The 24,946-nt window shown below is 40.9% G+C and carries 19 protein-coding genes; 4 read left to right on the top strand and 15 right to left on the bottom strand.

Going from position 1 to position 24,946, the window contains the following annotated elements; genetic code table 11:
• Positions 1-59: 59 nt before the first annotated feature.
• A complete protein-coding gene (locus tag HUJ21_RS06880; protein WP_291368208.1) occupies positions 60-4,304 on the top strand; it encodes a hybrid sensor histidine kinase/response regulator transcription factor in 4,245 nt (1,414 codons plus the stop codon).
• Positions 4,305-4,400: 96 nt separating this feature from the next.
• Here HUJ21_RS06880 and HUJ21_RS06885 read toward each other — a convergent pair whose 3' ends face one another.
• The 6 genes from HUJ21_RS06885 to HUJ21_RS06910 all read right to left on the bottom strand — a co-directional run bounded on the left by HUJ21_RS06885 (position 4,401) and on the right by HUJ21_RS06910 (position 11,249).
• Positions 4,401-5,243 carry an SDR family oxidoreductase gene (locus tag HUJ21_RS06885; RefSeq protein WP_291368209.1) on the bottom strand — a complete coding sequence of 281 codons (843 nt, stop codon included), beginning with the start codon at positions 5,241-5,243 and terminating at the stop codon, positions 4,401-4,403.
• Between the two features lie 28 nt (positions 5,244-5,271).
• Positions 5,272-6,699: a Y4yA family PLP-dependent enzyme gene (locus HUJ21_RS06890; protein ID WP_291368210.1), complete on the bottom strand. Its 1,428-nt coding sequence runs from the start codon at positions 6,697-6,699 to the stop codon at positions 5,272-5,274.
• A 15-nt stretch (positions 6,700-6,714) separates the two neighbouring features.
• Entirely contained in the window at positions 6,715-8,640 is a 1,926-nt protein-coding gene (locus HUJ21_RS06895; protein WP_291368211.1) for an FAD/NAD(P)-binding protein, read from the bottom strand.
• A 23-nt stretch (positions 8,641-8,663) separates the two neighbouring features.
• Positions 8,664-9,629 carry a 2,3-diaminopropionate biosynthesis protein SbnA gene (gene sbnA / locus HUJ21_RS06900; protein ID WP_291368212.1) on the bottom strand — a complete coding sequence of 322 codons (966 nt, stop codon included), beginning with the start codon at positions 9,627-9,629 and terminating at the stop codon, positions 8,664-8,666.
• Positions 9,630-9,692: 63 nt separating this feature from the next.
• Positions 9,693-9,839 carry a lmo0937 family membrane protein gene (locus tag HUJ21_RS06905; RefSeq protein WP_291368213.1) on the bottom strand — a complete coding sequence of 49 codons (147 nt, stop codon included), beginning with the start codon at positions 9,837-9,839 and terminating at the stop codon, positions 9,693-9,695.
• Positions 9,840-10,802: 963 nt separating this feature from the next.
• Entirely contained in the window at positions 10,803-11,249 is a 447-nt protein-coding gene (locus HUJ21_RS06910) for a hypothetical protein (RefSeq protein ID WP_291368214.1), read from the bottom strand.
• A gap of 298 nt (positions 11,250-11,547) precedes the next feature.
• Here HUJ21_RS06910 and HUJ21_RS06915 point away from each other — a divergent pair, with 298 nt between their 5' ends.
• Positions 11,548-11,748 (top strand): PspC domain-containing protein, encoded by a 201-nt coding sequence (locus HUJ21_RS06915; protein WP_166143839.1) that lies wholly within the window; start codon positions 11,548-11,550, stop codon positions 11,746-11,748.
• An 87-nt stretch (positions 11,749-11,835) separates the two neighbouring features.
• Positions 11,836-12,927, top strand: a complete 1,092-nt coding sequence (gene msrB / locus HUJ21_RS06920) for a peptide-methionine (R)-S-oxide reductase MsrB (RefSeq protein ID WP_291368215.1) — start codon at positions 11,836-11,838, stop codon at positions 12,925-12,927.
• Positions 12,928-12,988: 61 nt separating this feature from the next.
• On the opposite strand, the gene HUJ21_RS06925 is transcribed toward msrB, so the two are convergent.
• Both HUJ21_RS06925 and HUJ21_RS06930 read right to left on the bottom strand, forming a co-directional pair.
• Entirely contained in the window at positions 12,989-13,714 is a 726-nt protein-coding gene (locus HUJ21_RS06925; protein ID WP_291368216.1) for a LytTR family DNA-binding domain-containing protein, read from the bottom strand.
• The gene (locus HUJ21_RS06930) at positions 13,711-14,784 is read right to left on the bottom strand and encodes a histidine kinase (RefSeq protein WP_291368217.1); all 1,074 of its coding nucleotides are present in this window, start codon (positions 14,782-14,784) and stop codon (positions 13,711-13,713) included. The genes HUJ21_RS06925 and HUJ21_RS06930 overlap by 4 nt, the downstream gene beginning before the upstream one ends.
• 296 nt (positions 14,785-15,080) lie before the next feature.
• On the opposite strand from HUJ21_RS06930, the gene HUJ21_RS06935 reads away from it, so the two are divergent.
• Positions 15,081-17,609, top strand: a complete 2,529-nt coding sequence (locus HUJ21_RS06935; RefSeq protein ID WP_291368218.1) for a TonB-dependent receptor — start codon at positions 15,081-15,083, stop codon at positions 17,607-17,609.
• Between the two features lie 80 nt (positions 17,610-17,689).
• Here the strand turns inward: HUJ21_RS06935 and HUJ21_RS06940 are convergent, their stop codons facing one another.
• The 7 genes from HUJ21_RS06940 to HUJ21_RS06970 all read right to left on the bottom strand — a co-directional run bounded on the left by HUJ21_RS06940 (position 17,690) and on the right by HUJ21_RS06970 (position 24,883).
• Positions 17,690-18,823, bottom strand: coding sequence for a glycoside hydrolase family 130 protein (locus tag HUJ21_RS06940; protein ID WP_291368219.1), 1,134 nt, complete (start codon positions 18,821-18,823; stop codon positions 17,690-17,692).
• A gap of 146 nt (positions 18,824-18,969) precedes the next feature.
• Positions 18,970-20,343, bottom strand: a complete 1,374-nt coding sequence (locus HUJ21_RS06945; RefSeq protein ID WP_291368220.1) for an OmpA family protein — start codon at positions 20,341-20,343, stop codon at positions 18,970-18,972.
• Positions 20,344-20,353: 10 nt separating this feature from the next.
• Positions 20,354-21,325 (bottom strand): deoxyhypusine synthase family protein, encoded by a 972-nt coding sequence (locus HUJ21_RS06950; RefSeq protein WP_291368221.1) that lies wholly within the window; start codon positions 21,323-21,325, stop codon positions 20,354-20,356.
• A 160-nt stretch (positions 21,326-21,485) separates the two neighbouring features.
• Positions 21,486-22,112 (bottom strand): OmpH family outer membrane protein, encoded by a 627-nt coding sequence (locus HUJ21_RS06955; protein WP_291368222.1) that lies wholly within the window; start codon positions 22,110-22,112, stop codon positions 21,486-21,488.
• Positions 22,113-23,100: 988 nt separating this feature from the next.
• Positions 23,101-23,334: a hypothetical protein gene (locus tag HUJ21_RS06960; RefSeq protein WP_291368223.1), complete on the bottom strand. Its 234-nt coding sequence runs from the start codon at positions 23,332-23,334 to the stop codon at positions 23,101-23,103.
• 26 nt (positions 23,335-23,360) lie between these two features.
• Positions 23,361-24,263 (bottom strand): histone deacetylase, encoded by a 903-nt coding sequence (locus tag HUJ21_RS06965; protein ID WP_291368224.1) that lies wholly within the window; start codon positions 24,261-24,263, stop codon positions 23,361-23,363.
• A gap of 56 nt (positions 24,264-24,319) precedes the next feature.
• Positions 24,320-24,883: a hypothetical protein gene (locus HUJ21_RS06970; RefSeq protein ID WP_291368225.1), complete on the bottom strand. Its 564-nt coding sequence runs from the start codon at positions 24,881-24,883 to the stop codon at positions 24,320-24,322.
• Positions 24,884-24,946 lie beyond the last annotated feature (63 nt).

Raw genomic sequence — 24,946 nt, forward strand, 5'->3', positions numbered from 1 at the left:
CGGTATGTTTACAACCGCCAATGATTAATTTTGAATGTTGAAATAAATGACTTGAGACCTTGTCCTCAACATTCAAATACCTGTGCCTGAGTAGCTGTATTATTTTTGTACCCATCTGTCTTTTGATGGGACAGGAGCCATTCAGTGCCTACCGTTTCCAGCACTACACAAGCCTGGACGGTTTACCACAAAATTCAGTTTTGGCCATATTGCAAGATGATTCCGGTTACTTATGGCTGGGCACAGACGATGGACTGGCGAGGTTTGACGGGTATCAATTCAAAGCATACAAACATGACCCTGATGATTCCCTAACCATCAGCAACAATGTCATCAGAACACTATTACAGGATCAGAATGGAATGATTTGGATTGGAACGGAGGGAGGTGGAATGAACGTGTTTCATCCTAAAACCGAGAAATTCTTAAGGTTAAATGCCTTTAACCACCGTATTCCGGTTATTCCGGGAAAAAAAATCTCCAGCACAATTCTGGACTCCAAGGGCAATATATGGATTGGCACCCAGACTGAGGGAATTTTTAAGGTGTCCGGCCTGCAAGGATTATCAGACAAGGAAAATCTGGAAGATTATTCCAGGCAATTGGATATTGACCATTTCCATAGCAATAACTCAGGCCTTGAAGATGACAAAATATGGACAATCTATGAAGATAAACAAGGCAGCATTTGGGTTGGCACCTTTGAAAAAGGCGCTTACAAGATAACTGAATCAGGAATCAAAAAGTTATCGTCCTCCCTATTTCCCCCAAACCAATCTGTAAAGGCTTTCTTTGAGCATAAAAACGGGGACTTTTGGATCGGCACGGAGAAAGGGGGGCTTTTTAAACGAGCTGCAGGAAACAACCAATTCTTACCCTTTCAGGCGTATGATGTAGAATCCCTTAGTTTATCAGGTCCCTTGAACATTACCCAGATCAGAAGTGATCTACAGGGCAATATCTGGATAGGTACATTGGGCAATGGACTGATTCTTTACGGGAAAAATCAAAACAAATGGCAACATTATAAGGATGACCCCACCGATCCATACAGTCTCAATGGCAACTCCGTATATTCCATTTTTCAGGACCGGAACCAGAACATCTGGCTGGGCATGTACTCCGGGGAGGGGTTGAATAAAACCAATTCAAAACACCAGCAATTTGACCACATCCGCTTTCATCCTGACAAAGAAAAGGGGCTTTCGGGGAAAATGGTAAAGGCTATCTATGAAGACCCTTCGGGGAATTTATGGGTTGGCTTATTCAATGACGGTCTAAACCTGCTGGCCAAAGGAGCAACAAAATTCGATTATTTAAATTCCTCCCAGGGACAAGGCCTGAAAAACGACAATGTCCAATACATTTATCAAACCAGGGATGAATCCATTTGGATTGGGACTGATGGAGGTGGCTTATATTTGTTCGACCAGGAAACCCGTTCCTTTACCGTTTTCCCTAATTTGAGCAATGATCCCAAACGGAATAGAATAACCGAAATATGGTCTATTGCTGAGGACAATGATGGCCGGTTATGGATTGGTGCTGCCAATGGTGGGGGCTTGAATCAATTTGACAGGTCAACAAAAACGTTTAAAAGCATTCCACATGAGCCGGGCAATACCCAAACACCAAGTTTTGATGATATCCGAACGCTATATGTGGACAGCAAGGAAAATTTATGGATAGGCACCTATGGGGGTGGGCTAAATAAAATGGACTTGAAAACAGGAGCATTTACCTATTACAAAAATGATCCAGACGGCCCGGGTAGCATCAGTCATGATATCATTACCTGTTTGATGGAGGACAAACAAGGTTATTTCTGGATAGGAACTTTCGGCGGCGGACTAAACAGGCTAAACCCCATAGATGGAAGTTTCAAAATTTACCGGGAAAAAGATGGTTTGCCAAGTGATGTGATCAAAGCCGTGCTTGAAGATGACCGGGGCCAATTGTGGATCAGTTCGGTCCGGGGGCTTTCAATATTCAATAAAGAAACCGAAAAATTCAAAAACTATACCCAGGAAGATGGGCTCCAATCCAATGAATTTAATTTAGGGGCAGCTTTCAGGGCTTCAGATGGCAAAATGTATTTTGGAGGCACCAATGGGTTCAACATGTTTTATCCCGAAACCATCAAGCCATTACCTGCTCCCAATCGTCCGATGATCACCAAATTAAAGGTGTTGAATCAGGAAGTTTTGCCAGGGAAATTGATTTTGGATCGTGAAATTCTGGAACAAAATATCAGCTACACGGAAGAGGTAGTACTCGATTACCAACACAACAGTTTTGAATTTGAATTCAGTGCATTGGAATATTCTGGGCAGGATAAACTCATGTTTGCCTACCGGCTAAACGGAATTGATGAAGATTGGATTGTGACGGACAGCAAAAGAAGATTTGCCCCATACGCCAATCTGAAACCCGGCGAATACCTGTGGGAACTCAAATCCTATTGGGAAGAAAGTGCCGAACAATCATCCGTACGTAGGTTAAAACTGATCGTATTGCCCCCCTGGTACCTCAGCCATTGGGCTTATCTCTGCTATGGACTTTTATTGGTCTTGCTGGGCTACATGTTCAAAAAAATCGTCAGTTGGCGGATCAAACTGCGAAATGATTTGAAATATGAAAGGCTGGAAAAACAAAAACAGGAGGAAATTAGCCAGTTGAAAATGCGGTTTTTCACCAATATTTCCCATGAGCTCAGAACCCCCTTGATGCTGATAAAAGCGCCACTGGAACGCTTAAAAAAAGATCAGGGCTTACCGGAGGCAGCCAGAAATCAATTGGTCTCCATTCATAACAATGCCCTTAGGCTATTGAAACTAATCAACCAATTGCTGGATTTCAGAAAGCAGGAAACAGGCCACCTGCAGCTTGCTGTAAAACAGGTGGATATCAAGGAGTTTTTGCGGGACATTTACCAATCCTTTGAAGCCATGGCCACCCAGAAAAACATTGACTTTTCGCTTTTTATGGACAGTGATCTTCCCAGGGAGCAATGGATTGATCCTGAGCAAATGGAAAAAGTTTTTTACAATATCATTTATAATGCCTTTAAATTCACTCCAGACGGGGGTAAAATTGCTGTTCGTTTATTGGCCTGTACATTAAAAAGCAAGGAAACCAATGTACCGGGTTTTCAAATTGAGGTAGAGGACAATGGTCCGGGCATCGAGCCTGAATACCAGCCATTGATTTTTGACCGGTTTTACCAGATAAAAGAAGAAAATTCTTTTGGGAAAGTGGGCACTGGCATCGGGTTGGCATTGTCCAAGAACCTGGTCAATTTTCACAAGGGAATAATTGAGGTTTACAGCAAACCCCATGTACAAACAGTCTTTACAGTCAAGCTTAGGTCCGGGTTTGAGCATTATCAAAAACAAGAATTGATCCCCAACAATTCTGCAGCAAAGGCAGCTGCAAACAAAGACCATGAAATGCTGATTTTGGCGAACAGCGGTAAGTCCGAAAAAATAAAAAAAGGCAGTGGGGCAGCAAAGCTTGCAAAGCAGGATAAAAAGGTACTTGTAGTAGAAGACAACCCCGAGCTTTTAACCCTTTTAAGTGAAAGTTTGGCAGAAAAATTTTCTGTCCTTACGGCCATGAATGGAAAAGAAGGCCTGGAAAGTATCAGCACGCATCATCCGGATTTGATCTTGTCGGATGTGATGATGCCGGAAATGGATGGGATTGAGTTTTGCGCAAGGATAAAAAATGATGTAAAAAGCAGCCACATCCCGGTTTTACTGTTGACAGCAAAAAGCTCCCATATACATCAACTGGAAGGATACGAATCCGGAGCAGATGATTACATTACCAAACCTTTCCCCCTGGACCTGCTTCAGGCAAAAATTGAAAACCTGCTGGAAAGCAGAAACAAATTCCAGTTGCAATTCAAGCAAACGCTGGATTTAAGTCCTGAGAAAATAAAAATCAGTTCTACTGATGAAAAAATCCTAACTTCAGCCATAGCCATTATAGAAAATCACATGGATGATCCGCAATTCAATATCCAAAATCTGGTGAAGGAACTTGGTTTGAGCCGAACGCTTGTATTCGAAAAATTCAGGTCCTTGCTGGACCAAACACCCAATGAGTTTATCCAAATGATCCGGTTAAAAAGAGCTGCCCAACTGCTTGTGGAGAGTGACTTGAAAATTTCAGAAATCGCCTATATGGTTGGATTTAACCGTCCCAAATATTTCAGTCAATGCTTTCAGAAACAATTTTCAAGCAACCCCAAAGCCTATCGGGAAAGGCAAAAAGCAATTCAGAACAAAAATACAGGATAAGATGAATCGGTAATTTCCGGATAATTTAAAGCCATTTCCTGGTTTAGGAAATGGCTTTTTGTCTCCTTTATGGAATTCAAAGGAAAATAGGTTTGGCTAAGCTCCGATGACTTCACCGCCGTTAACATGGATGACTTGTCCGGTAACATAAGAAGCGTCATTGCAGGCCAAAAATACATAAGCTGGCCCAACCTCAGAAGGTTGACCAGGCCGTCCCAGGGGAGTTTTTCTACCAAATTCACTAACCTCGTCAAAAGTCGCGGGAATCAAAGGGGTCCAAATAGGTCCTGGGGCAACACCATTTACAAGAATTCCCTTTTCTGCTAGCTGCTTTGCCAATGAGCGAGTTAAAGATGTTATAGCACCTTTGGTAGCGGCATAATCCACCAAGTGACTGCTTCCCCTATAAGCAGTGACCGATGTTGAATTGATGATCCTTCCCCCACTTTCCATATATTTAAGTGCTGCTTTGATCAAGGAAAACATAGCAAAAATATTTACTTCAAAGGTTTCTTTCAATTGATCTTCAGAAATTTCCTGAATACATTCTTTTGGAAATTGCACAGCGGCATTGTTTACCAGAATATCCAATCTCTTGAATTCGGATATGCAGCTTTCCACCACATCAGTGCAATATTTTTCAGACGTCAAGTCTCCCCGTATTAAAAGACATTTTCTCCCTTCCTTTTCCACCAAATTTTTGGTCTCCAATGCATCAAGGTCTTCATTTTTATATACGATACAACAGTCTGCACCTTCTCTCGCAAAATGGACGGCTACTGACCTTCCAATACCGCTGTCCCCACCGGTAATCATTGCAACTTTGTGTTTTAACTTTTCACTTCCTTTGTAACTATCCCGGATAAATTCCGGCTGAGGTACCATTTTATGTTCATCCCCAGGTTGTTTTTCTTGTTTTTGTTCTGGTATATTCTCCATAGCTTTTATTAAATTATAGGGTTATTAACTAGTATCTATCTAAGATTATTTCATCATTTGCACCAAGGAAAACATTCTTGGCCAAATCAAACAGATGGGCCTGGGATTCATAAAAATGCATCATGTAACCTGCTGTATTGATAAAGCACAACAGATCGCCTACTTGCGGAAAAGTATTGAATGACATTTTTCTTTTAAGTATCAGCTCCTGCTCAAGGCAATAAGCTCCCACCAAATATCCGCTTATTGCACCTGAAGGCTTTTCCTGCTTTGGTAATAATAAGGGGTCTAGTAAAAAATCAGCACTGGAACTAAAAAGCTGGGTTCTGTTCATTTCCAAGCCAAAAAACCAATCACCATTCAAACGTTTGCGAAAAATGACCCTGGCCACACTGATACCAGCCTGATCGAGCAGTGATCTTCCAGGCTCTATCCTGACTTGAATATGCCTAAGGTTAAGCGCTTCATAAATTTTAGTTTTTTCATCAAATGCTGCATTAAGAATGAAATCAATGAATTTCTCTTTAGGAAAATTATTGAAATAAGGATACACTTTAGGTTCGCCAATCAGTTTTCCTCCCACATTTTCCATACCCAAGCCATCATTTTTATAGTTAATAGGATTACGTTTACCCAAAACCGCATCCTTTACCTCATTGTGAAACTCCTGCCATGCTGATTCAGATTCCAGGTAATTCACCAATATACCTCCGCCAATGTCTAGAAATTTGGTGTCTATCCCCTTTTCCTTAAGTTTATCCACCAAAACCAAAGTTTCTTTGATTGCCTTGATCCTGTGATCCATATTGTAACCGTTAAGGTGAAAATGAAAACCCTCAAAGCGAATATTTGAAACTCGTTCATCTTCCTGGATTTGTGAAATCACCTTTATGGCATCGGATGGCGGAAAACCAAATCTTGTACGAAGGTTTCCCACCTGAAAGGAAAACCCTCCCAACCTCAATCCAACTTTAACAGTTTTCCCAATACCATGAGCTGCTTTTTGCAAAAGTTCCACCTCATCCCAATTGTCCAATATTACCAATACCTCATTATCGACAGCCAATTTCATAAGAGGAAAAGGCTTCACCGCAGCCGTGACCACCAAATTCCGATTTGGAATCCCCATATCCAGACCGTCTTTAAGTTCTTGGAAAGATGCTGTATCAACTCCCAACCTTCCATCTTTTGCAGGTTCAAGAAATTGAAGACATTTATTGGCTTTTCTTGCATAAAAGATTTGATAATCCAATCCATATTTAGTGAAAACCGACTCAAAAAGTCTTCGGTTTTCATTGAAAGGAATTAAAGAATGAATGTTTAAGGGGGAACCATACTTTTCGAGAAGACGAAAAAGAAATTGAGTCCTCCCTAAAAGAGTTTTAACCCAATCGTGGACAATTGGCTTTAATTTTAAATTCCCATCCGTTTCCTGCTTATTCAAATGCGTTGACATTACTTTGCACGTTTTTCATTTTTTTTTTATCGAATTGATCCACCTGCCTGCCCAATTACTTGCAAAATCATTTCTTTCCCTGGAAAGGCTATCATTGTCCAATGTCACCCCTTCTGTGGGTGTTCCATAAAGAGTTATGCCCACAATGGTCTCTTCTTTTGCACCTATGAGGTTGCCATTTCTATCAATAGCCAAACAACCAGGCATATGATTCCCATTTTTAAATGGAATAGCAAGTCCCCGCTTCATAAGATTTTGGTAGAGTTTGGGGCAGCCCTTAAATAAGGTAGGTTTTGCAATCCTTGCATCCAGTAAGTAATTTACATCCTGACAAGGATAGGTCTTTTGGGAATAAACCTTGAAATTACCGGTAAAGGTGTTGGGTATCACGGATGTATTTTTTCCCGGCCGGAAAAAAAGATTTCCAGCTTTGATTAAAGCCAATATTTTTTGGACATTAACTAAAGGTGGACCAAAGCTAATCCTGTTGAATTTGCCCAAATATTGCTTTTCAAATAATTCCTGGGATGCACCGGTAAATCCTCCAAAAGCATACAAGCTGCCAATATAGGGTAAGGCATTCCGCCAAACGCTGGAAAGGGCCAGAATTGGACTCACCTCTGGATAATTAACGGCCTCTTCCACCGCCTCTTGCAGGTAGTTGACTACTAATGTATGGTATTCGGTTTCATTTAAATCTGAAGAAAGTTCTGCAAAAGGATCTAAAATATCCTGTATGGAAAATCTGGTAACTTGCGAAGAATATACAGGGAGATTACATTCCAATTCCTTACCCCTATTTGCATATGCTGGTTCTCTACATTTCAGTAAGTACGCATTACGTTCCATAAGCTTTTCCTGGTGCAAAATTTGGTATTCCTTTACCAACACTGGCAATACATCTGCTTCAAAATCAATGTTTCCCCTTCCTTTTAAATTGACAAGCACATTTACCCAATCCCAGGAAATATAAGAAAGCCTGGGTTCCTTTCCATTTTTTAGGGGCACCCTGGGCAGCATAGGGGCACCTGATTTTGAATAAGCATATATGGAGATGGGTTCATTCCCAGATGGACTATAACAAATTGATTTTTCACTATTTATAAAGGTACCACCCCTCCCTTCTGTAAGGGCCAATACGGTATCTACAAAAGTCAGACCCAATCCTTTAATGCAAACCTTATCCGAAGATTTGATTGCCTTTAATTTTTCATCTACAGGATATACATGTCCGACGTAAGATGCAGACCCTGATTGTTTTGAAAAATGGTCCACCTCATCGCCCAATCTATCATTAAAAGTATATGTGTGCCCTGTCGCAAGCAATATCCTTTCATATTTTAGCAAGGGATTTATATTTAAACCTGTTAATTCCAAGCAGTAATTTTCCGCTTCAACATCAGGTATAATATCCTCAACATTTCCCTCTATACACTTTACTTCTAGGTTTGGAGGTAGGCTTTCCAAAATCTGAACGGCTCCAGCCGTCAAATAGGCTCCAACCAAGGCTCTGGATGCAAAATCTCCTACTGCAATTTTTGCCGATCCAAACACAAACATTTTCAGCCATTGGTCCATAGAACCATTGAACGCCAACCCAGCAAAAGAATTTGATCGGTTGGAAATATCCCACATATTGATTTTCTCTATTGGAAAATTAATTAGTAAGTATTCGGGTTGATCCATTCTATAGTTATCTCCTGTGGCAAACCGGTTAGAATTATTGAACCAATGAATTTCAGTAGGAATGTCAACACCTGAATTTTTGATGGAATTTACAGCTGCATCCAGCCCATAAAGTCCTTTGGGCCCCCCACCCACTATACCAATTATTCTGGAATTGGGCTTGTAAGAAGAATATTGAATCCGAGAAAGAGAAGGAAACTTAAAATCAACTAATTCCTGAAAATTTTTAAGGTCATTTAATTTCCAAATTTGCATGGTAATGGCTTTTGGATTAACGATTAGAATTCCAATTGGAAATTTTCCAATACCCATTTTTTGGAATAAATGGTATCTAAGTACCGTTCGCCTCTGTCCGAAATAAAGAAAGCGATACTTGATTTTGTAGGTATTTTCATAAGGGTTTTTTCTATGGCACTGACCACCGCACCCGTAGAACCTCCCGCCAGAATTGCCTCTCTTCTCAATAATTTCCAACAACCTTCAATAATTTGTTCATCATTGATATATACAGGCTCACCGAGATCTCCGGTAGAGAAAAAACTAGACTTCTGGCCTGCTCCTATTCCGGGGATTTTTTTATTCCCTGTGGGTGCATTAAAAACCTTGCTCCCATATACGTCAACAGGCACTATTACCGTGGCAAGCCTCCTGGCCTGAATTTCATTCAGACATCCAGTGATGGTTCCCCCGGTACCTGTTCCTACAAAAAGGTAATCCAGTTTGTTACTCAATTGATCTAACAATTCTGCAGTAATTTTTCTTTGGCCTTCAGGATTGGCTTTATTGCTGTATTGGTCAGTCCAAAAGGAATTCTTGGTATCCTCTAGCAAATGTTTTACTTTTTCCAACCTTGCCTTAAGATAACTTCCCGTACTGTCTTTATCCTGAACCTTGACCAAAGTGGCACCATAAATTTTTAAAAGATTTTCAGTATGTGGATTAATCAGGGGATCCACGACTAAAACAAGTTTAAGCCCTAAATATAGGCAAGCCTGGGCAAGTCCTATACCCATATTCCCAGAGGTGGATTCAATAATTACTGTATCCGGGGATACTTTTCCCAGGTTTATTGCTTCTTGTAATATAAAAATCGATGAACGATCCTTAATACTTCCGCCTGGGTTCATGTGTTCAAGCTTCGCGAAAAATTCATGGTCACTTTGAGGAAATAACTGTTCAAGTCTTAAGGCCGGGGTATTACCCACACTCACCAATATGCCAGAAGCCTTTTCAATGGTTGTCATTTTGGGTAGTATAATAGTTGGTTTAGTATTAAAATAATAGCTAGTCTGAGCAATATGGACTGACTATGCCCTCCTAATTACACTTAGCAAAATAGCTATAACAGCTATTACCAATAGGATATGGATAACTCCTCCTGCATCATACACGAAAAATCCCAAAATCCAGCCAATAACAACAATAACGGCAATCAAATACAATAGACTTCTCATAATTTTCTTTTTTTATTTTGTTTATAATTGAAAATTGATTTTTGATACTAATAAATTTATGAAATATTTAATAGATAAAATCACCAATAATAATTTATACTTTTACTTTTAAATAAAATCTGATTATTGATAGCAGCAGGTCCTCATTTTTAACCACAACATTCAATACTTTGTAAAGCAATATGTAGAAAATTTCAATTATTATGCCAAATTTAATAAATTAATCAAAGAATTACTTTCAAATAATTTGCCACAATAGGGATTACATGACTTTATAAAGAATAATTTAAATGTAATCTATTATTCTTAAATCAGGTATTTTTTGGTTTCAACCTTAATTTTTTATATGTAGGGCAGCATGATATAATAAGGTAATCGTAATAAAACACATACCACAAAATAGGGAAACAAATCATCCTCAAAAAGAAAACTCAGCTTTGGACTTTGAACGTTGTGGTTTAAAAACTACAAATCGGGAAAAATGGAATCCATGATAATATGCCATTTGCGCTCATTAAGTCAAAAAGCACCCCAAGATTATTATTTTAACTGAGTCCGTTGAAAATTACATTCTTCCCTGAAACAGAAAACCCGAACCCAACCTGTACCAAGCATTTGCGGATAGCTAAAACCCATTGGACAGAACTGTTTCCAAATCTGACCAATGTAAGCGGATCAATAAAAATAAATAGTAAAGCAATCCAGGTTTATGGAAAATTTATACCTTAAAAATCAAAAGTATTGGTCAGAAATGGTAATTTAAAATATCGCAGGACTGATTTATCCAGGATATTGAATAGGTTTATTATTGTTTCTTAATACTCACATGCCATTTCCGGGCTTGGGAAAATTTGAAAAGTACAGCCTTCCAATCCATTTAGGATGCATCAACTAAGACATAAAAGGCCATTTACTTTTCCTTAGTAAATGGCCCTTTTTTTCTTAAAATGAAGAAGGAATTTCCTATCCTTCATTTTTTATTTCATTTTTTAGGTTACTGATTGTTGTTTCTATTTCGCTTTCCAGCTCCTCAAATTCTTTCTTGATTTGCTCCTTTCTGGATGCCGCAGCCTGAGCAAATTCTCTGGATTTAACTTCCAGATTGGCAATGCTTTTATCCAGTTTGGTTAAATAAAGGTCAACCGTTTCATTTACAGGTTCTCCCAGATTTTCTTTAACCTCCTTTTTAATTTCTTCTGCCTCGGCTTTAAGTGCTGAGGTTTCTTCAGAAATTTCTGCTTTGGCTTCAGCGAAAGCTTCTTCGGTTTCTTCTTCAACCTCATTTGACATTTGCTGAAGATCCTTTTCCGTGGATTTTAAGTCATTTTTTTCATCCTTGTTTGCATCGCAAGATGAAAACAAAACAAAGCTGACTAAACAAACAGTAGAAAATACTGATATAAACTTCATAATACTATGTTGGTTTGGTTTTACAATACTCCGGTAAAGGAAGCAGGCTATCCTGGATTTTCCCTCTACCAGAAACTGCCCTTTATAAAACAAAACAAATGCCATAAATCAGATCCAAGCTTTAAAATCCCTGAAAATCATCCACTGTATGTTACAAATCGCGCTCCTCTTCTTCCCTACTGCTTTTTGTACTTGCAATCCTATTTCTTATTTTTAAGCTTGCTATTCAATAAAACCGGGGATTCGATCTCTATTGCAAAACTGCTTATTTTTAAAAACCAAGAAACTTTCAAAGAGCATGGAAAAAAAACTAAAACGCACCATCAATGACAAAATGATCGCCGGAGTTTGTGGTGGGCTGGCCAAATACCTGGGCTGGGATGCCGATAAGTTGAGAATAGTATATGTTTTGGTCTCCATTTTAAGTGCTGCTTTCCCGGGTCTTTTGGTCTATCTGATCCTTTGGTTTATCATGCCAGAAGAAACTGAATTGGGTTAGATCCCCTGATAATTAGTAAATTGAACATTCCTTTGAACATAAGTTGCTCTTTTGCCGTTTTTAGGAAAGGTCAAAAAAAGTAAACAAATGAAAAATAGCATTCAATATTTAGCAGTTCTTTTCTTTTTATTGCTTTCGGTTTCCAGTTGCAATGCGTCTGAAAATTCCGAGAATAAAGAGGAGGAAAATGTGCTGGAGAATTACCAGGGCAGGACGGAAAAAGCAACATTTGCCGGAGGGTGTTTTTGGTGCATTGAAGCCCCGTTTGAGGGAATAGATGGCATCCTTTCCGTTGTTTCAGGTTATGCGGGAGGTAAGGAAAAAAATCCTACTTATTCTCAGGTATCCTCCGGACAAACCAGTCACAAAGAAGCCGTTCAGGTTACTTTCGATCCGGATGTGATCAGTTACAGCGAAATCATAGATATTTTTTGGAAGTTGTATGATCCTACCGATGCAGGCGGCAGTTTTTATGACCGGGGAAGCCAATATGAATCTGCCATCTTTTTTCATTCGCAGGAACAGAAATCGGTTGCCGAAAACACTAAAAAAGCCTTGGATCAATCCGGAATATTTGATAAACCGATTGTTACTCCGGTGGTTAAATTTACCAATTTTTATGCTGCTGAAACCTACCATCAGGATTATTATAAAAAGCAACCCAAAGAATACAAGGCTTATCGCACCGGTTCCGGAAGGGATAGATTTATAGCGCAACACTGGGAGGTACCATCAGCAAGTAAGTACCAAAGTCCATCAAAAAATGAGTTAAAGGCCCAACTGACCAATCTTCAATACCAGGTCACTATGGAGGAAGCTACGGAACGAGCCTTTGACAATAGGTATAATGGCAATAAAGAAGATGGTCTTTATGTCTGCATTGTTTCGGGTGCCCCGCTTTTCAGCTCAAAGGACAAATATGAATCCGGATCCGGTTGGCCAAGCTTTACCAAACCCATCGATGCCCGCTACCTGGAAAAACCTATTGACAGAAGTCAAGGCATGGTGCGGGTAGAAGTCAGAAGCAAATACGGTGATTCCCATGTGGGTCATGTTTTCAATGATGGTCCTGAGCCTACCGGTTTGCGGTATTGTATGAACTCCGCCGCCATGAAATTTATTCCTTTGTCAGAAATGGAAGAAGAAGGATATGGGGCATTCTTGTATACCGTCAAGTAACTCCCGGAATAGGGAAAATCAACTATTAAGCGAAAGGCCGTTTAAATGGTCTTTCGCTTTTTTAATTGATCCATTTATCAATAAAACGAAGAAAATTTTCTTTATAGCCATCACTAACGGAAATATTCATGATTCCCATATTAACCGTACTTTTGCTGATGGATTGTATATGATCCAGCGAGATGATATAAGAGCGGTGTATACGCATAAAATGGTCCTCGGGAAGCATTTCTTCCATACTTTTCAGTGTGGTAAGTGAAAGCAGGGGCGATGATTTTCCCGAGAGGTGAATCTTAACATAATCTTTATACCCTTCTACCAAAATAATTTCCTTGAGCAGGACTTTGACCAGCTGGTATTCCACTTTGATAAAAATATAGTCTTCAGTTGAGGCTTTAGGCGCTGTGCCTTTTTTCTCAAAAAAGCGCAATGCCTTGTGACTGGCCGTTAAAAATTCCTCATAACTAAAAGGTTTAAGCAAATAGTCCAGCGCATCCACCTTATAGCCTTCGATAGCATATTGATTGTACGCAGTGGTAAAAATTATTTTGGGCGATCCCTGGTGTTTTCTGTTTTCCAAAACCCTGGCCAACTCCATTCCAGTAAGATCCGGCATTTGTATATCTAAAAACATCAGGTTTACTTCATGGGAATTGATGTAAGCCAGCGCTTCCAGGGCACTGTCAAATTTACCTTGAAGCTCCAGGAAGCCAGTTTTTTCCACAAAATTACAGACCATCTCCAGGGCCAGCGGTTCATCATCAACGACTATACATTTGATTTTCATACCAAATTGATGGTTAGATCCACCCTAAATTCTTTCTCCTGATTTTCCTGATCGATCAAAAGCCTATGTTTTTCTCCATATATCAATGCCAGTCTTCTTTTGGTGTTGCTTAAGCCGATGCCACTGCTGAGCTTTTCCTTACTATTGGGATTGGAAGGAAATTTGGCATTATTGGTTTTCAAATGTAATATTTTCCCTTGCAGGGAAATGCATATCTCTATTTTGCTTTCATTTTTGGCACTGATACCATGCTTGAAACAATTTTCCAGAAAAGGAAGCAATAGCATGGGGGCTATGGGCAGGTTTTCGGTGTTTTCCTGAATATTGATTTCCAAATTTACTTTATCTGACAACCTCAGTCGCATCAGCTCAACATAATCCTTGATAAAATCCAGTTCCCTATTCAATAGGGTGAGGTCTTTGTCTGTTTCGTAAAGCACATACCGCATCATGCGAGAAAGTTTCAGCAATGCCTTCTGTGCCCGCTCCACATCGATATTGGTCAAGGCATAGATATTGTTAAGGGTGTTGAAAAAGAAGTGGGGATTGATCTGGGCCTTGAGATAGGACAACTCCGAAGAAATTTTTTCCTGCTCCATCTGCCTTCTCAGTTCCACATCCGCCTGCCACTTCTGTACCGCCACCACGCTGGTGCTGATCCCAAAACCAAAAAGCAACAGCAGGATGGTGAACATATCAAAATTGAAATTTCTGGGCCTGGGTTCATAGGGAACATTTGGCCTGAAGGCATAATGCATCAACTCCTGAAGGTTGAGCAGGTTTTCAAATTGAATGATCAGAAATAACACCAATAAGGTGCTGGAGATGGCTATCAGTATAAATTGCCAGTTTTTGCCTTTAAACAGCACCTTCGGGACAAACAGGTACATGTTGAGGTAAAACAATAGGATCAGGAAAAACAATACAAAGCCTTGTTTGAACCAATATTCAACGGGCAAGTCTACTTTCCAGGACAAGGGGCTGACTACAAAAATCACAATGGCTATGAAAATCCATACCAGTATATGTATGAGAAAAGTGATTCTTTTTGGTTCGTTGGAATGTGTCATAACTAGAATTTTGGACTTGAAAAGCGACAAACACGCCACAAATCCACCATAAACATAAAGTAAAGTAAATGAAACTTACTGAAAAATCTACCAATTCCCGGATTTAGGCTACCGATACGATATTTTGATCTACCAAAGAAAAATCAAAAGTCTAAAAAGCATTGGTCTGTTGTTTTGGCGCATTTGTCGATAGATGTATGGCAGCTATCTATTGCATTTTTTAATAAAGAAAGAAAGAATTTCCTTTGTTAAAGTTATACTAACAAAGATCGATACATTTTAACATATTAATAATAATGAAAAGGCTATTTGGATTGCTGCTTGCTACAACCCTTTATCTCACAGCAGGTTCCCTGCATATCTTCGCTCAGGGAAATGCAGAGAAAAAGGAGTTTAAAATTTCCGGTAAAGTGGTTGATAAGGAAACAGGTGAACCTGTCCCCTATGCAACCGCCTTGTTAAAGAAAGCCGAAAGCGATGCTTCACTGGCAGGAGGGGTAGCAGATGATAATGGCGAATTTTTTTTCAATGTAAAGGAAGCTGGCAAATACAAGGTAGAATTAAGTTATGTAGGTTATGATGCCCTGGTTCGGGAAGATATCGTCGTTGGACCCAACACCCCCTCTATTTTCCTGGGTAACATCACCTTAGCTGAGTCCTCTGTGGCACTGGAAGAAGTAACCGTTCAGGGTCAAAGAAGCCTGATCACAGAAAAAGTGGACCGTACCATTTACAATGCCGAAAACGATAAAACCACCATTGGTGGTGATGCAACAGACGTGCTTAGAAGAGTACCCATGCTTACCGTAGATCTGGATGGAAATGTTTCCATGAGAGGAAGCAGCAATATCCTGGTATTGATTGACAACAAACAATCGGCCATAGTAGCCAATAACATTGCGGATGCCTTAAAGCAAATCCCGGCAGAGGAAATCCAATCCGTGGAAGTGATCACCTCGCCCTCAGCCAAATATGATGCTGAAGGCACAGGGGGTGTAATCAACATTGTTACCAAAAAGAATAAATTACAAGGTGCATCCCTGAATATCCGTACCAGTGCAGGCATCAGGGGTTCAAATGTTGGATTAAATGCGGCATTGAAAAAAGGGAAAATGGGCTTTACCCTTGGTGGTTTCGGTAGGGCAGGTTACAATATCCTGGGTAGCTTTGAAAACGAACAAACCCTTGTTTCACCGGATGGTCCAGCCACCAGAATCCTTCAGGCGGCAGACACCAGAAACAACATGATGTTTGGCCGGTATAATTTTGGTTGGGATTATGAAATCAATACCTACAACTTCATGACCACTTCTGTAAGTTTTGGTTTGAGGAACATGAAAATGAATCAGGATGACCTGACCACAGAAACCTATGTAGAAGATGCGTTGGTCAGTGAATTGCTTAGGGATGTGAATACAAAAAATCTTTCCAACAGCGTTGACGTCAGCTACAACTACACCAAAACCTTTGAAAAGAAAGGCAAAGAGTTTAGCGCTTCGGGATTGTATAGCAGAAATAACATGACCAATGATTTTGTTAATAGCTTATACGACGAATCATTTGAGCAGGTAGTCAGCAGGCTGAAAAATGACAACAACAACCTCAATGAGGAATTTACCATCCAACTGGATTATGTCACACCGATGGGAGCTGATGATGAGCAGATTCTGGAATATGGTGCCAAAAATATTCTGAGAAAAGCGGTAAGTGACTTTGCCTATTTCAGGGCAGAGGGACCGGATGGGGATTTCGAAGAACTGGATGATATTACCCTTTCCAATCAATTCAATTACGATCAAAACGTAACCGCCGGCTATCTCTCCTATACCCTTGGATTTCTGGAAAATTACACCCTCAAAGCAGGTATGCGGTATGAATATACCAATATAGCTGCCGACTTCAAGACATCAGACCTTCCAGCTGATATTCCTTCCTATGGCACTTTTGTCCCCAATATGAATTTTGGCCGCAAACTTGCCAATGGCAATATGCTGAAAGCAGCATACAACAGACGGATACAGCGGCCTTCACTGAACTTTCTGAATCCCAATATTGAAGCTGCAAATCCTCAGCAAATCACTCAGGGAAACCCCCTGCTTGACCCTGAGTTGACTGACAATTATGAGGTATCTTACAGTACCTTTATCAAAGGCACATCGCTGAACTTTACTTCCTACCTGAGGAATACCACAGGCTCAATCCAGCCGGTAAGAACCATTCAGGATGATGATGTGATCTTTACAACCTATGAAAATATCGGTAATGAAAGGGCCTATGGACTGAGTGTTTTCTCAAATATCAATATCTCTGGAAAATTCTCTCTGAACGGTTCTATTGACAGCTATTTTGCCCAGTTGGACAATGGTTTGGACGATCCGTTATATGCAGCACAAAACGAGGGATTTGTCCTGAGTGGAAGGTTATTTGGTAACTACTCCCTACCCAATGACTGGCAGATCCAGGCCTTTAGTTTCTACAGGGGTCGTAGGGTGCAACTTCAGGGTTCTTCCGGGGGATTTGGCATCTATAGTTTGAGCATCAACAAGCAATTTGCAGAACAAAGAGGAAGCATTGGCTTTGGTGCGGAGAACTTTTTCCACACAGAATTTAAAATCAGAAACGAGTTGATCACCCCTACCATCATGCAGCAAAGTGTTACCGGCATGCGTAACATGAACTTTAAAATCAATTTTTCCTACAGGATAGGCAAGTTGAGTGTTGATGGTGGACAAAGAAGAAAGAAAAGAGGCGTCACCAATGAAGACCTAAAAGAAGGTGATGGCGGCGGAGCTGGTGGAGCCATGATGAATGGTGGCCCCAATTAAGCCTGGCATTAAAGACTGTTAATTCTCTCGATTAACTGTACCCCGGTTGCATGTTTGTAAGGAACATCAACCGGGTTTTTTTATTCCTCAAATACTGCGACCGCAATTTTTGAGTCAGCCGTACCATAAAACAAGTACCATTTTCCATTAAAGGGCACCATCCCTTCGATGAAACAAACCAAATTGACCTGCCCCTCTATTTCATAAGGTTTATCAGGAGTCATAAAATAATTTTCTGAACGATCTATTAACCTCGAGGGATCTTCTGCAGAAAACAAGGCCTGCCCGGCAGAATAGGTTCCAGGATCCAGATCAGGGTCCAATTCCTGTCCCTCATCCAGGTTCATGCCATTGTATAGCAGCACTATCCCTTGTTCGCGCAGGAGGGCATAAGGCCCTGACTCCACTAGTCGGCTGTCAAAATACCCGGGCCGGGGTTGCATCACTGATTTAAGCTCCCCATTTTCCGTAAGGGGTTCCCAATGAATCAAATCGGCTGATTGGGCCAAAAATAAATCCGTATCACCAAAGTACATCCAGTATTTGCCCTGGATTTTTTTGGCAATGATTTTATCACCCTGCCTTTCGGCAACAATGGCTCCAGCTTTAGACCAGGTATCCTTAAAATCTCCTGTCAATACCCGTCCATACTTATCCCATTCATGGAGATCCCTGGATATGGCCAACATGAGCCTTGCCACCTCCCCATCATAGCTGGTATACGTCATGATATACCTGCCGTCCTCGCTTTCTACAATTCTGGGATCTTCCACACCTCCATCCCATTCAAGGGCTTTCAGGCTATCATTTTCCGGATAAAAAACGGGCTCCGGCAATTTATAAAAATGGAGACCGTCCTCGCTCAGGGCCAGGCCCAGCCTTGAGGTACCATTATTACTACCAATAACATCCTCGGCCCGGTAAAGCAGGTTGATTTTACCGTCTTTAACCAATGCCGCAGGGTTAAACACATCTTTTTCCTCCCATTTGACAGGTGCATCCAATATAGGGCAGACAAAGGTCAAATCTCCCGGAAGCAATACAGGATTGGCCTCATCCATTTTCACAAAAGGCACCATTTCCCAGGGCTTATGGGCTGTGGATTTTACTTCCCTGACACTTTCGTTAACTTTTCCCTGGCCACATGACCAGAAAAAGATCAGCAACAGGCTTATTGCCCAGTTACCTTTTAAGATGATGGCTAGGTTTTTCATGTTATATCTATTAATAATTTGATTTAAAAGGCCATAAATTGCCCCGGATTGAAGGTTACCGACTCTAGGAGGAATCCCCTACCTGCCGGCCGGTGTTTGATAATCATCCCACTGTCAACTATTCGACCATTTTTTCAGGGTCGATTTCATGGTTTGTTTAATACCTTGATTTCCACCCTCCTGTTTTTTGCCCTACCCCTGGCAGTTCGGTTTGAAGCGATGGGACGCGTTCCCCCCCAGCCATTGACCCTGATCTGCTCAGCATCAACTCCATTTTCCAACAAAATATCCCTGACCTTTTGGGCACGATCAAGGGAGAGCCGCTCATTTAATCTGGAACTACCATAATTATCGGTATGCCCATCTACTGAAATTTCTGTTTTTGGATGATCCATGAGGTAAGCAGCCAGCTCTTCCAATTGAACCAATCCGCTACTGTCAGCCAAAACCACACTACCTCTTTGGAATAAAAGCTTATCCAATACCATGGAAGCCCCGGTTTCGAGCTCTTCGAAAGAGGTTTGCTTTTCAGAAACAGGTCTCTCTGGAAAGCTTGCTTCATTATTGTCCATTTCTGGGGTATCATCGGGTTCCGGGTCTGTTTCTATTGGGGCAGAAACATCCGGTATATCTTCAGCACCTGATATAAAACTGCCCAATAAGAGGATATTGCCATACCCATCACTGGTCTGTATATTGGTATAAAAAGCCCTGTCATTTGATTGATCCGGGTAATAGTACAGGTCAAAACCTTCCATGTCCGGAAGATTCACGGGGCTCGGGCTGCTCCATTGATTCCACCCCTCCCCCATCCTTTTACTATAATAAACCTCCATGCCTTTAACTCCCTCAGAAGCATTGGTAGAAAAATATAAAGTACGGGTATCTGCAGAGAGGAAAGGACTCAACTCCTGAAGGGAGGAATTGATATCCGAACCCAGATTAAGGGGCCTGGACCACCCGTTTTCCTTCCTGAAAGAAATATAAATATCCTCATTGCCATAAGTCCCGAATGAATCCATCGACATGACCATCATTTTCCCATCAGCATGGAGCCGCGCACTGAATTGATCCCCATTGATCTTAAAACCAGGTATCTGCTCCGCTTCTCCTCTTTCCCAGGCAGCTCCGGAACGGTAGTAGCTGTAAATAACCTGCTGGTTTTGGAAATTCTGATGGTAAACAAGCATGGTATCTGGATGGGCAAAACCAATCAACAGGTCATAATAGGGGGTGGATAGTTGGCCCATGCGTTCAGGGGCTTCAAAACCGTCTCTTTCCCCTGCTGAAAACCAAATATCCCCGGGGTCATTGTTCCCATTGTTATTTTGAGGGTGAAAGGCCATGGTAAAATAGAGCCGCCTGCCCTCCGGACCCAAAATGGGTTGATGTTCATCATAATTAAGGGAAAAAATCTGATTGACCGGTTTTGCATCCTGAGCCAACAAAGGAGAATAAAACCAATATGCGAGCACCAGGCAGGCACATGTTTTGGTGATATTGGTTATTCTCCTTTCCATAAACAGGCTTTTATTGGCCCAGAACAATGGCAAATACCAAAGGCGCCACAATTGTGGCATCAGATTCGATGATAAATTTTGGTGTTTCCAAACCCAACTTCCCCCAAGTGATTTTTTCATTCGGCACTGCTCCGGAATAGGATCCATAGGAGGTGGTACTGTCTGAAATCTGACAAAAGTATCCCCACAAAGGGATGCCATCTCGCTGCAGGTCCTGGTGAAGCATGGGTACCACGCAAATGGGAAAATCACCGGCAATTCCGCCTCCGATCTGAAAAAAGCCAACCTTGCTTTCTTCTTTGGCATTTTCAGTATACCAATCGGCCAGATAAATCATGTACTGTATGCCCCCTTTTACCGTATGCACATCCCTGATATCCCCTGATATGCAATGGCCGGCATACATATTGCCCAGTGTAGAATCTTCCCATCCCGGGACAATGATGGGTATGTTCTTCTTTGCTGCTTCCATTAACCAGCTGTTTTTTGGATCTATTTGGTAATCCTTCTCCAATTTTCCTGAGAGCAATATTTTGTAGAAAAACTCATGTGGAAAATACTGTTCCCCGGCTTGATCGGCTTTTTGCCATTCCTGTAAAATGACATCCTCTATTCTCCTCATGGCCTCCATTTCCGGAATACAGGTATCCGTAACACGATTCATGTGCCGGTTTAGCAAATCCTGTTCCTCTGCAGGGGATAACTCCCTGTAATGTGGGATTCTTTCATAAAAATCATGGGCCACCAGATTAAATACATCCTCCTCCAGGTTGGCACCTGTACAGGTTATGATCTGGACTTTATCCTGGCGTATCATTTCTGCAAGAGAAATACCCAATTCTGCCGTGGACATGGCTCCTGCAAGGGTCACCATCATTTTCCCATTATTGTCCAAATGGCTTTTATAGGCTTCAGCTGCATCTATCAATGCAGCTGCATTAAAATGTCTGTAATGGTGCTTTAGAAAGTTGGTGATTTCCATTTTGATTGGTTAAATTTTAAATATTTACGGGTGTAGATAATTCTTGTGATCGTCTATAACAGACTCAATATAGCATACCAATTCCCCAATTTCAAACTAAAAAACAAAAAAAGCCCGGTATTTCCGGGCCTTGATTGATGGATATAAAATCATACTCCCCTTACTCTTCCTCAGAAGGTTCCTCATTTTCTGAGGCAGGTGCAGACTCTTCCTTATTTTTATAATCATCGTTGATTCCTTTCACAACAGAATCTGTGATATCCAGTGTTTTATTGGCATACCATACGCCACCACCTCTGGTGTAGGAAAGGATCATTTCCAGGTCATTCTCAGCGGCATAGTCGTTGAGGTATTCCTGAATCATGTCATAAACATCATTGTACAATTTGGTTTCGTCCGCAGACAACTCCTGCATGATATTTTCCCTGTAAGCCACCAGGTTCCTTTCTTTGGTCACCAGTTCCTCTTCCTTGGCCCTGGCCTGGTTCATGGTCATGGTGGAAGCAGAATTTTGAAAATTCTGGACTTCTTGCTCAAATCCCCTGGCCCTGTTTGTTAACTCTCCTTCGTACTTTTTGCCCTTTTCAGCTATTTCGGCGGATTTTTCCTTAAAATATTCAAAATTATTGATGACACTGTCAGTAACGATATAAGCCACTTTCAGATCAGCAATATTCACCTCATCTGCAATATTGGTAACTTCTCCTTCCGGAGCAGGAGAGTTGCATGCCCCACTGAGCAATCCAAATACTGCCAATGCGCTGATAATTGTAGTTAAATTTTTCACTTCTTGTTGTTTTAAAATTATTCGGGGCAAATATAAGCATTCTTATGCTTTTACAAATTTTACCGGGTCAATAAATCCCTTAAATCTTGGGTATCTTCAATTAAGCATTGAAATGAAAGAATTTAAACATTTCAGTTTTCATGGTAATGGCAAAACCCTTAACTGATTTACAAACTTGGATCCAGCCGTGTTGGTTAAGGGTTAAGGAGTAAATTTAATTGGCTATGGGTTCAAGCAGACTTTTGGCATTTTGGGTTTGCTACCAGATCAGCCCGGGTTGTTGAGGGTTAATGGGCTCGAAACTGGCTGGGGTGTAGGAAAATTCACTTAAGCCGGATTGCTGGTTTTGGGTTCAGCCGTGGTGGGTAAGGGTTAAGTAGGCATATTAATTGGCTGCGGGGTTCAAGCAGACTGTTTGGCATTTTTGGCTTGCTTCCAGACCAGCCCGGGTTGTTAAGGGTTAATGGGCTCGAAGCTTGTTGAGGATTTGAGTCGGGGTCTTTGGCAGGATGACTTATTTTGGATTCAAGCCAGGTGGTTAAGGGTTAATAAGGCTAATCGTTCGGTTTAGGTAAGGGTATGTACTTCTGTCAGGAATTGTGTTTTGTAACATTGCCTAGTTTTGATAGAATGTCTATCAGATGATCAAAGCAGATGGCACGACAAAAAGCCGAGCTTGTCCTGACGATAGTCAGTGGCTTGTCCTGAATTTTTTCAGGACGAGTCAGTACAGAAAAAATCCCCTCCCGACCCTGGTCGGGACAAGCTATGCCCTCCTCCGCAGCGCAGAGATTTTGGTTGCAATCGATTTGGAAATCTAGGCTTAACTTTTCCAAAGTTCTAAACTTTGGAAAAGTTTGGAGTTAAACGATTTCTGCGTTTTTTAAAATGTTAGGTCTTGAAATGACGGTTTTTTTCCGAAACCCCATCGAATTAAGGTTACCAATAAACAAGAATAAATTTCTTTTCTAACTACCTGAAATCCTATTCATTCATCTTCTAACTTCTGCGCTATTTTCATCCTGTAGATGACTGCCTGTCCAAATAAAGAGATGCCTGCATTGAAAACAACAAGGGAAAAAGTTCCCCAAATAAACCATTCCAGGAAAGGGGCATTGTCCCATTTTCTGAGCAGTGCCTCCCCAAATAGGCTAAGACCTGATCCCAACAATAACAAACCACCCACCGCAAAAATCAACCACTTCTTTTTCAGATTATTCATTTCTTCACAAATTTTAATCAAGTGTTTTAAAAGAAAATTTCCTGAGCCAGCCTGAAAGTATTGGCATGGGCTTCTATGATATCGTTTATTTTTTTTGCGTAACCACCGCCCATACAACACATTATGGGAATCTGATGCAGCCTTGCAGCTTCCAATACTACCCTGTCCCTTTCTCTGCAACCCCGAATACTCAAGCCCAATCTTCCCAGTTTATCCGTTTCCAGAACATCTACCCCTGATTGAAAAATGATAAAATCAGGTTCAATTGTATCCAATAATTCCGGTAGGTACCGATTCAATAGTTTCAGGTAGCTGCTGTCTCCTGTTTTATCTTCCAGGGGAACATCCAGGTCAGATTTTTCCTTATGCAAGGGATAATTGTGCGCACCGTGCATGCTGAAAGTAAATACCTGTGGATTATCCTCAAAAATTTTAGCAGTTCCGTTTCCCTGGTGCACGTCCAGGTCCACCACCAGCACCTTTTTTAATCCCTTTTCCTTGATCAGGTATGCTGCCGTAATGGCAATATCGTTCAGCAGGCAAAAACCCTCCCCCTTATCTTTATAGGCATGATGAGTACCACCTGCGATGTTCATTCCAATACCGGAATCCAAAGCGTATGTAGCAGCCATCATGGACCCTTGCATGATATGGATTTCCCTATCTATTAGGGCCTTACTTAAAGGAAATCCGGTACGCCTGATTTCTGAGGGGCTTAAATTCAAGGATTTGAGGTTACAAAAATAACTTTCATCATGTATTTCCAGAATCCATTTTTCTTCAGCAGTATCAGGTTTAAAAAAATTTTCAGCGTTCAGCGTGCCTTCGTAAAGCAATTGTTCGGGAAGAAGTTCATATTTTTCCATAGGAAAACGATGCCCTTCCGGCAAAGGATGCGCATAAATTTGAGACCAGGCGACTTTCAACATAGGTTCAAAACCTGATGATGCCGAAAATGTTGGTTTTTATTGAAAATATTTCAGATTCAATATTCATCCTCTTCTTCCTCTGATTCAAAAGTGTAAAAAGTATCATCCAATTTCAGGGTATCATTATTAAAGGAAGTCACAAATTTGTCAAGGATTTTGTCGTCTATGGATTCTATATTGAGGGCAGCATCCAGACCAATACCAAAATCATGGTGGGTATCCAAATCCACAAATTCCTGGACTTTCACGGTTCCCTCATCTTCCATTTCCATGATCAGTTCCGTGATGAACAATCCCACTTCTTCCTCATCGTTTTTTAAGGGTTTGAGGTTGCCATTTTCATCTTCTTCGTAGGATATTCCATGGTAATCCGGAAACTTTTTTGCTGCTTCATGTTCTGCCAACTCGTACAATTCACTCTGATAGTGTAATCGAAGGGTATATAGGGCAGCATCGTAAACCACTTGTTTGCCGTCATACTTGCCAATGAAGTAAAAATTGACAAACTCATCTGAATTGTCCTCACTTGGAACAATTTTAAAAGATTTACCGGTTTCCTTTAATTCTTTTCTTAAGTTGGCTACGGTTTCAGGGGAAAAACCTTCATTTTGATATTTCATTTGTCAATAAGCTGTATATGGTGAAACGTAAAGAGCTGTTTTCGTGTACAAATAAATGAAAAA

Origin of the sequence: Cyclobacterium sp. (genome assembly GCF_014762705.1) — a bacterium.
Taxonomy (GTDB): Bacteria; Bacteroidota; Bacteroidia; order Cytophagales; family Cyclobacteriaceae; genus Cyclobacterium.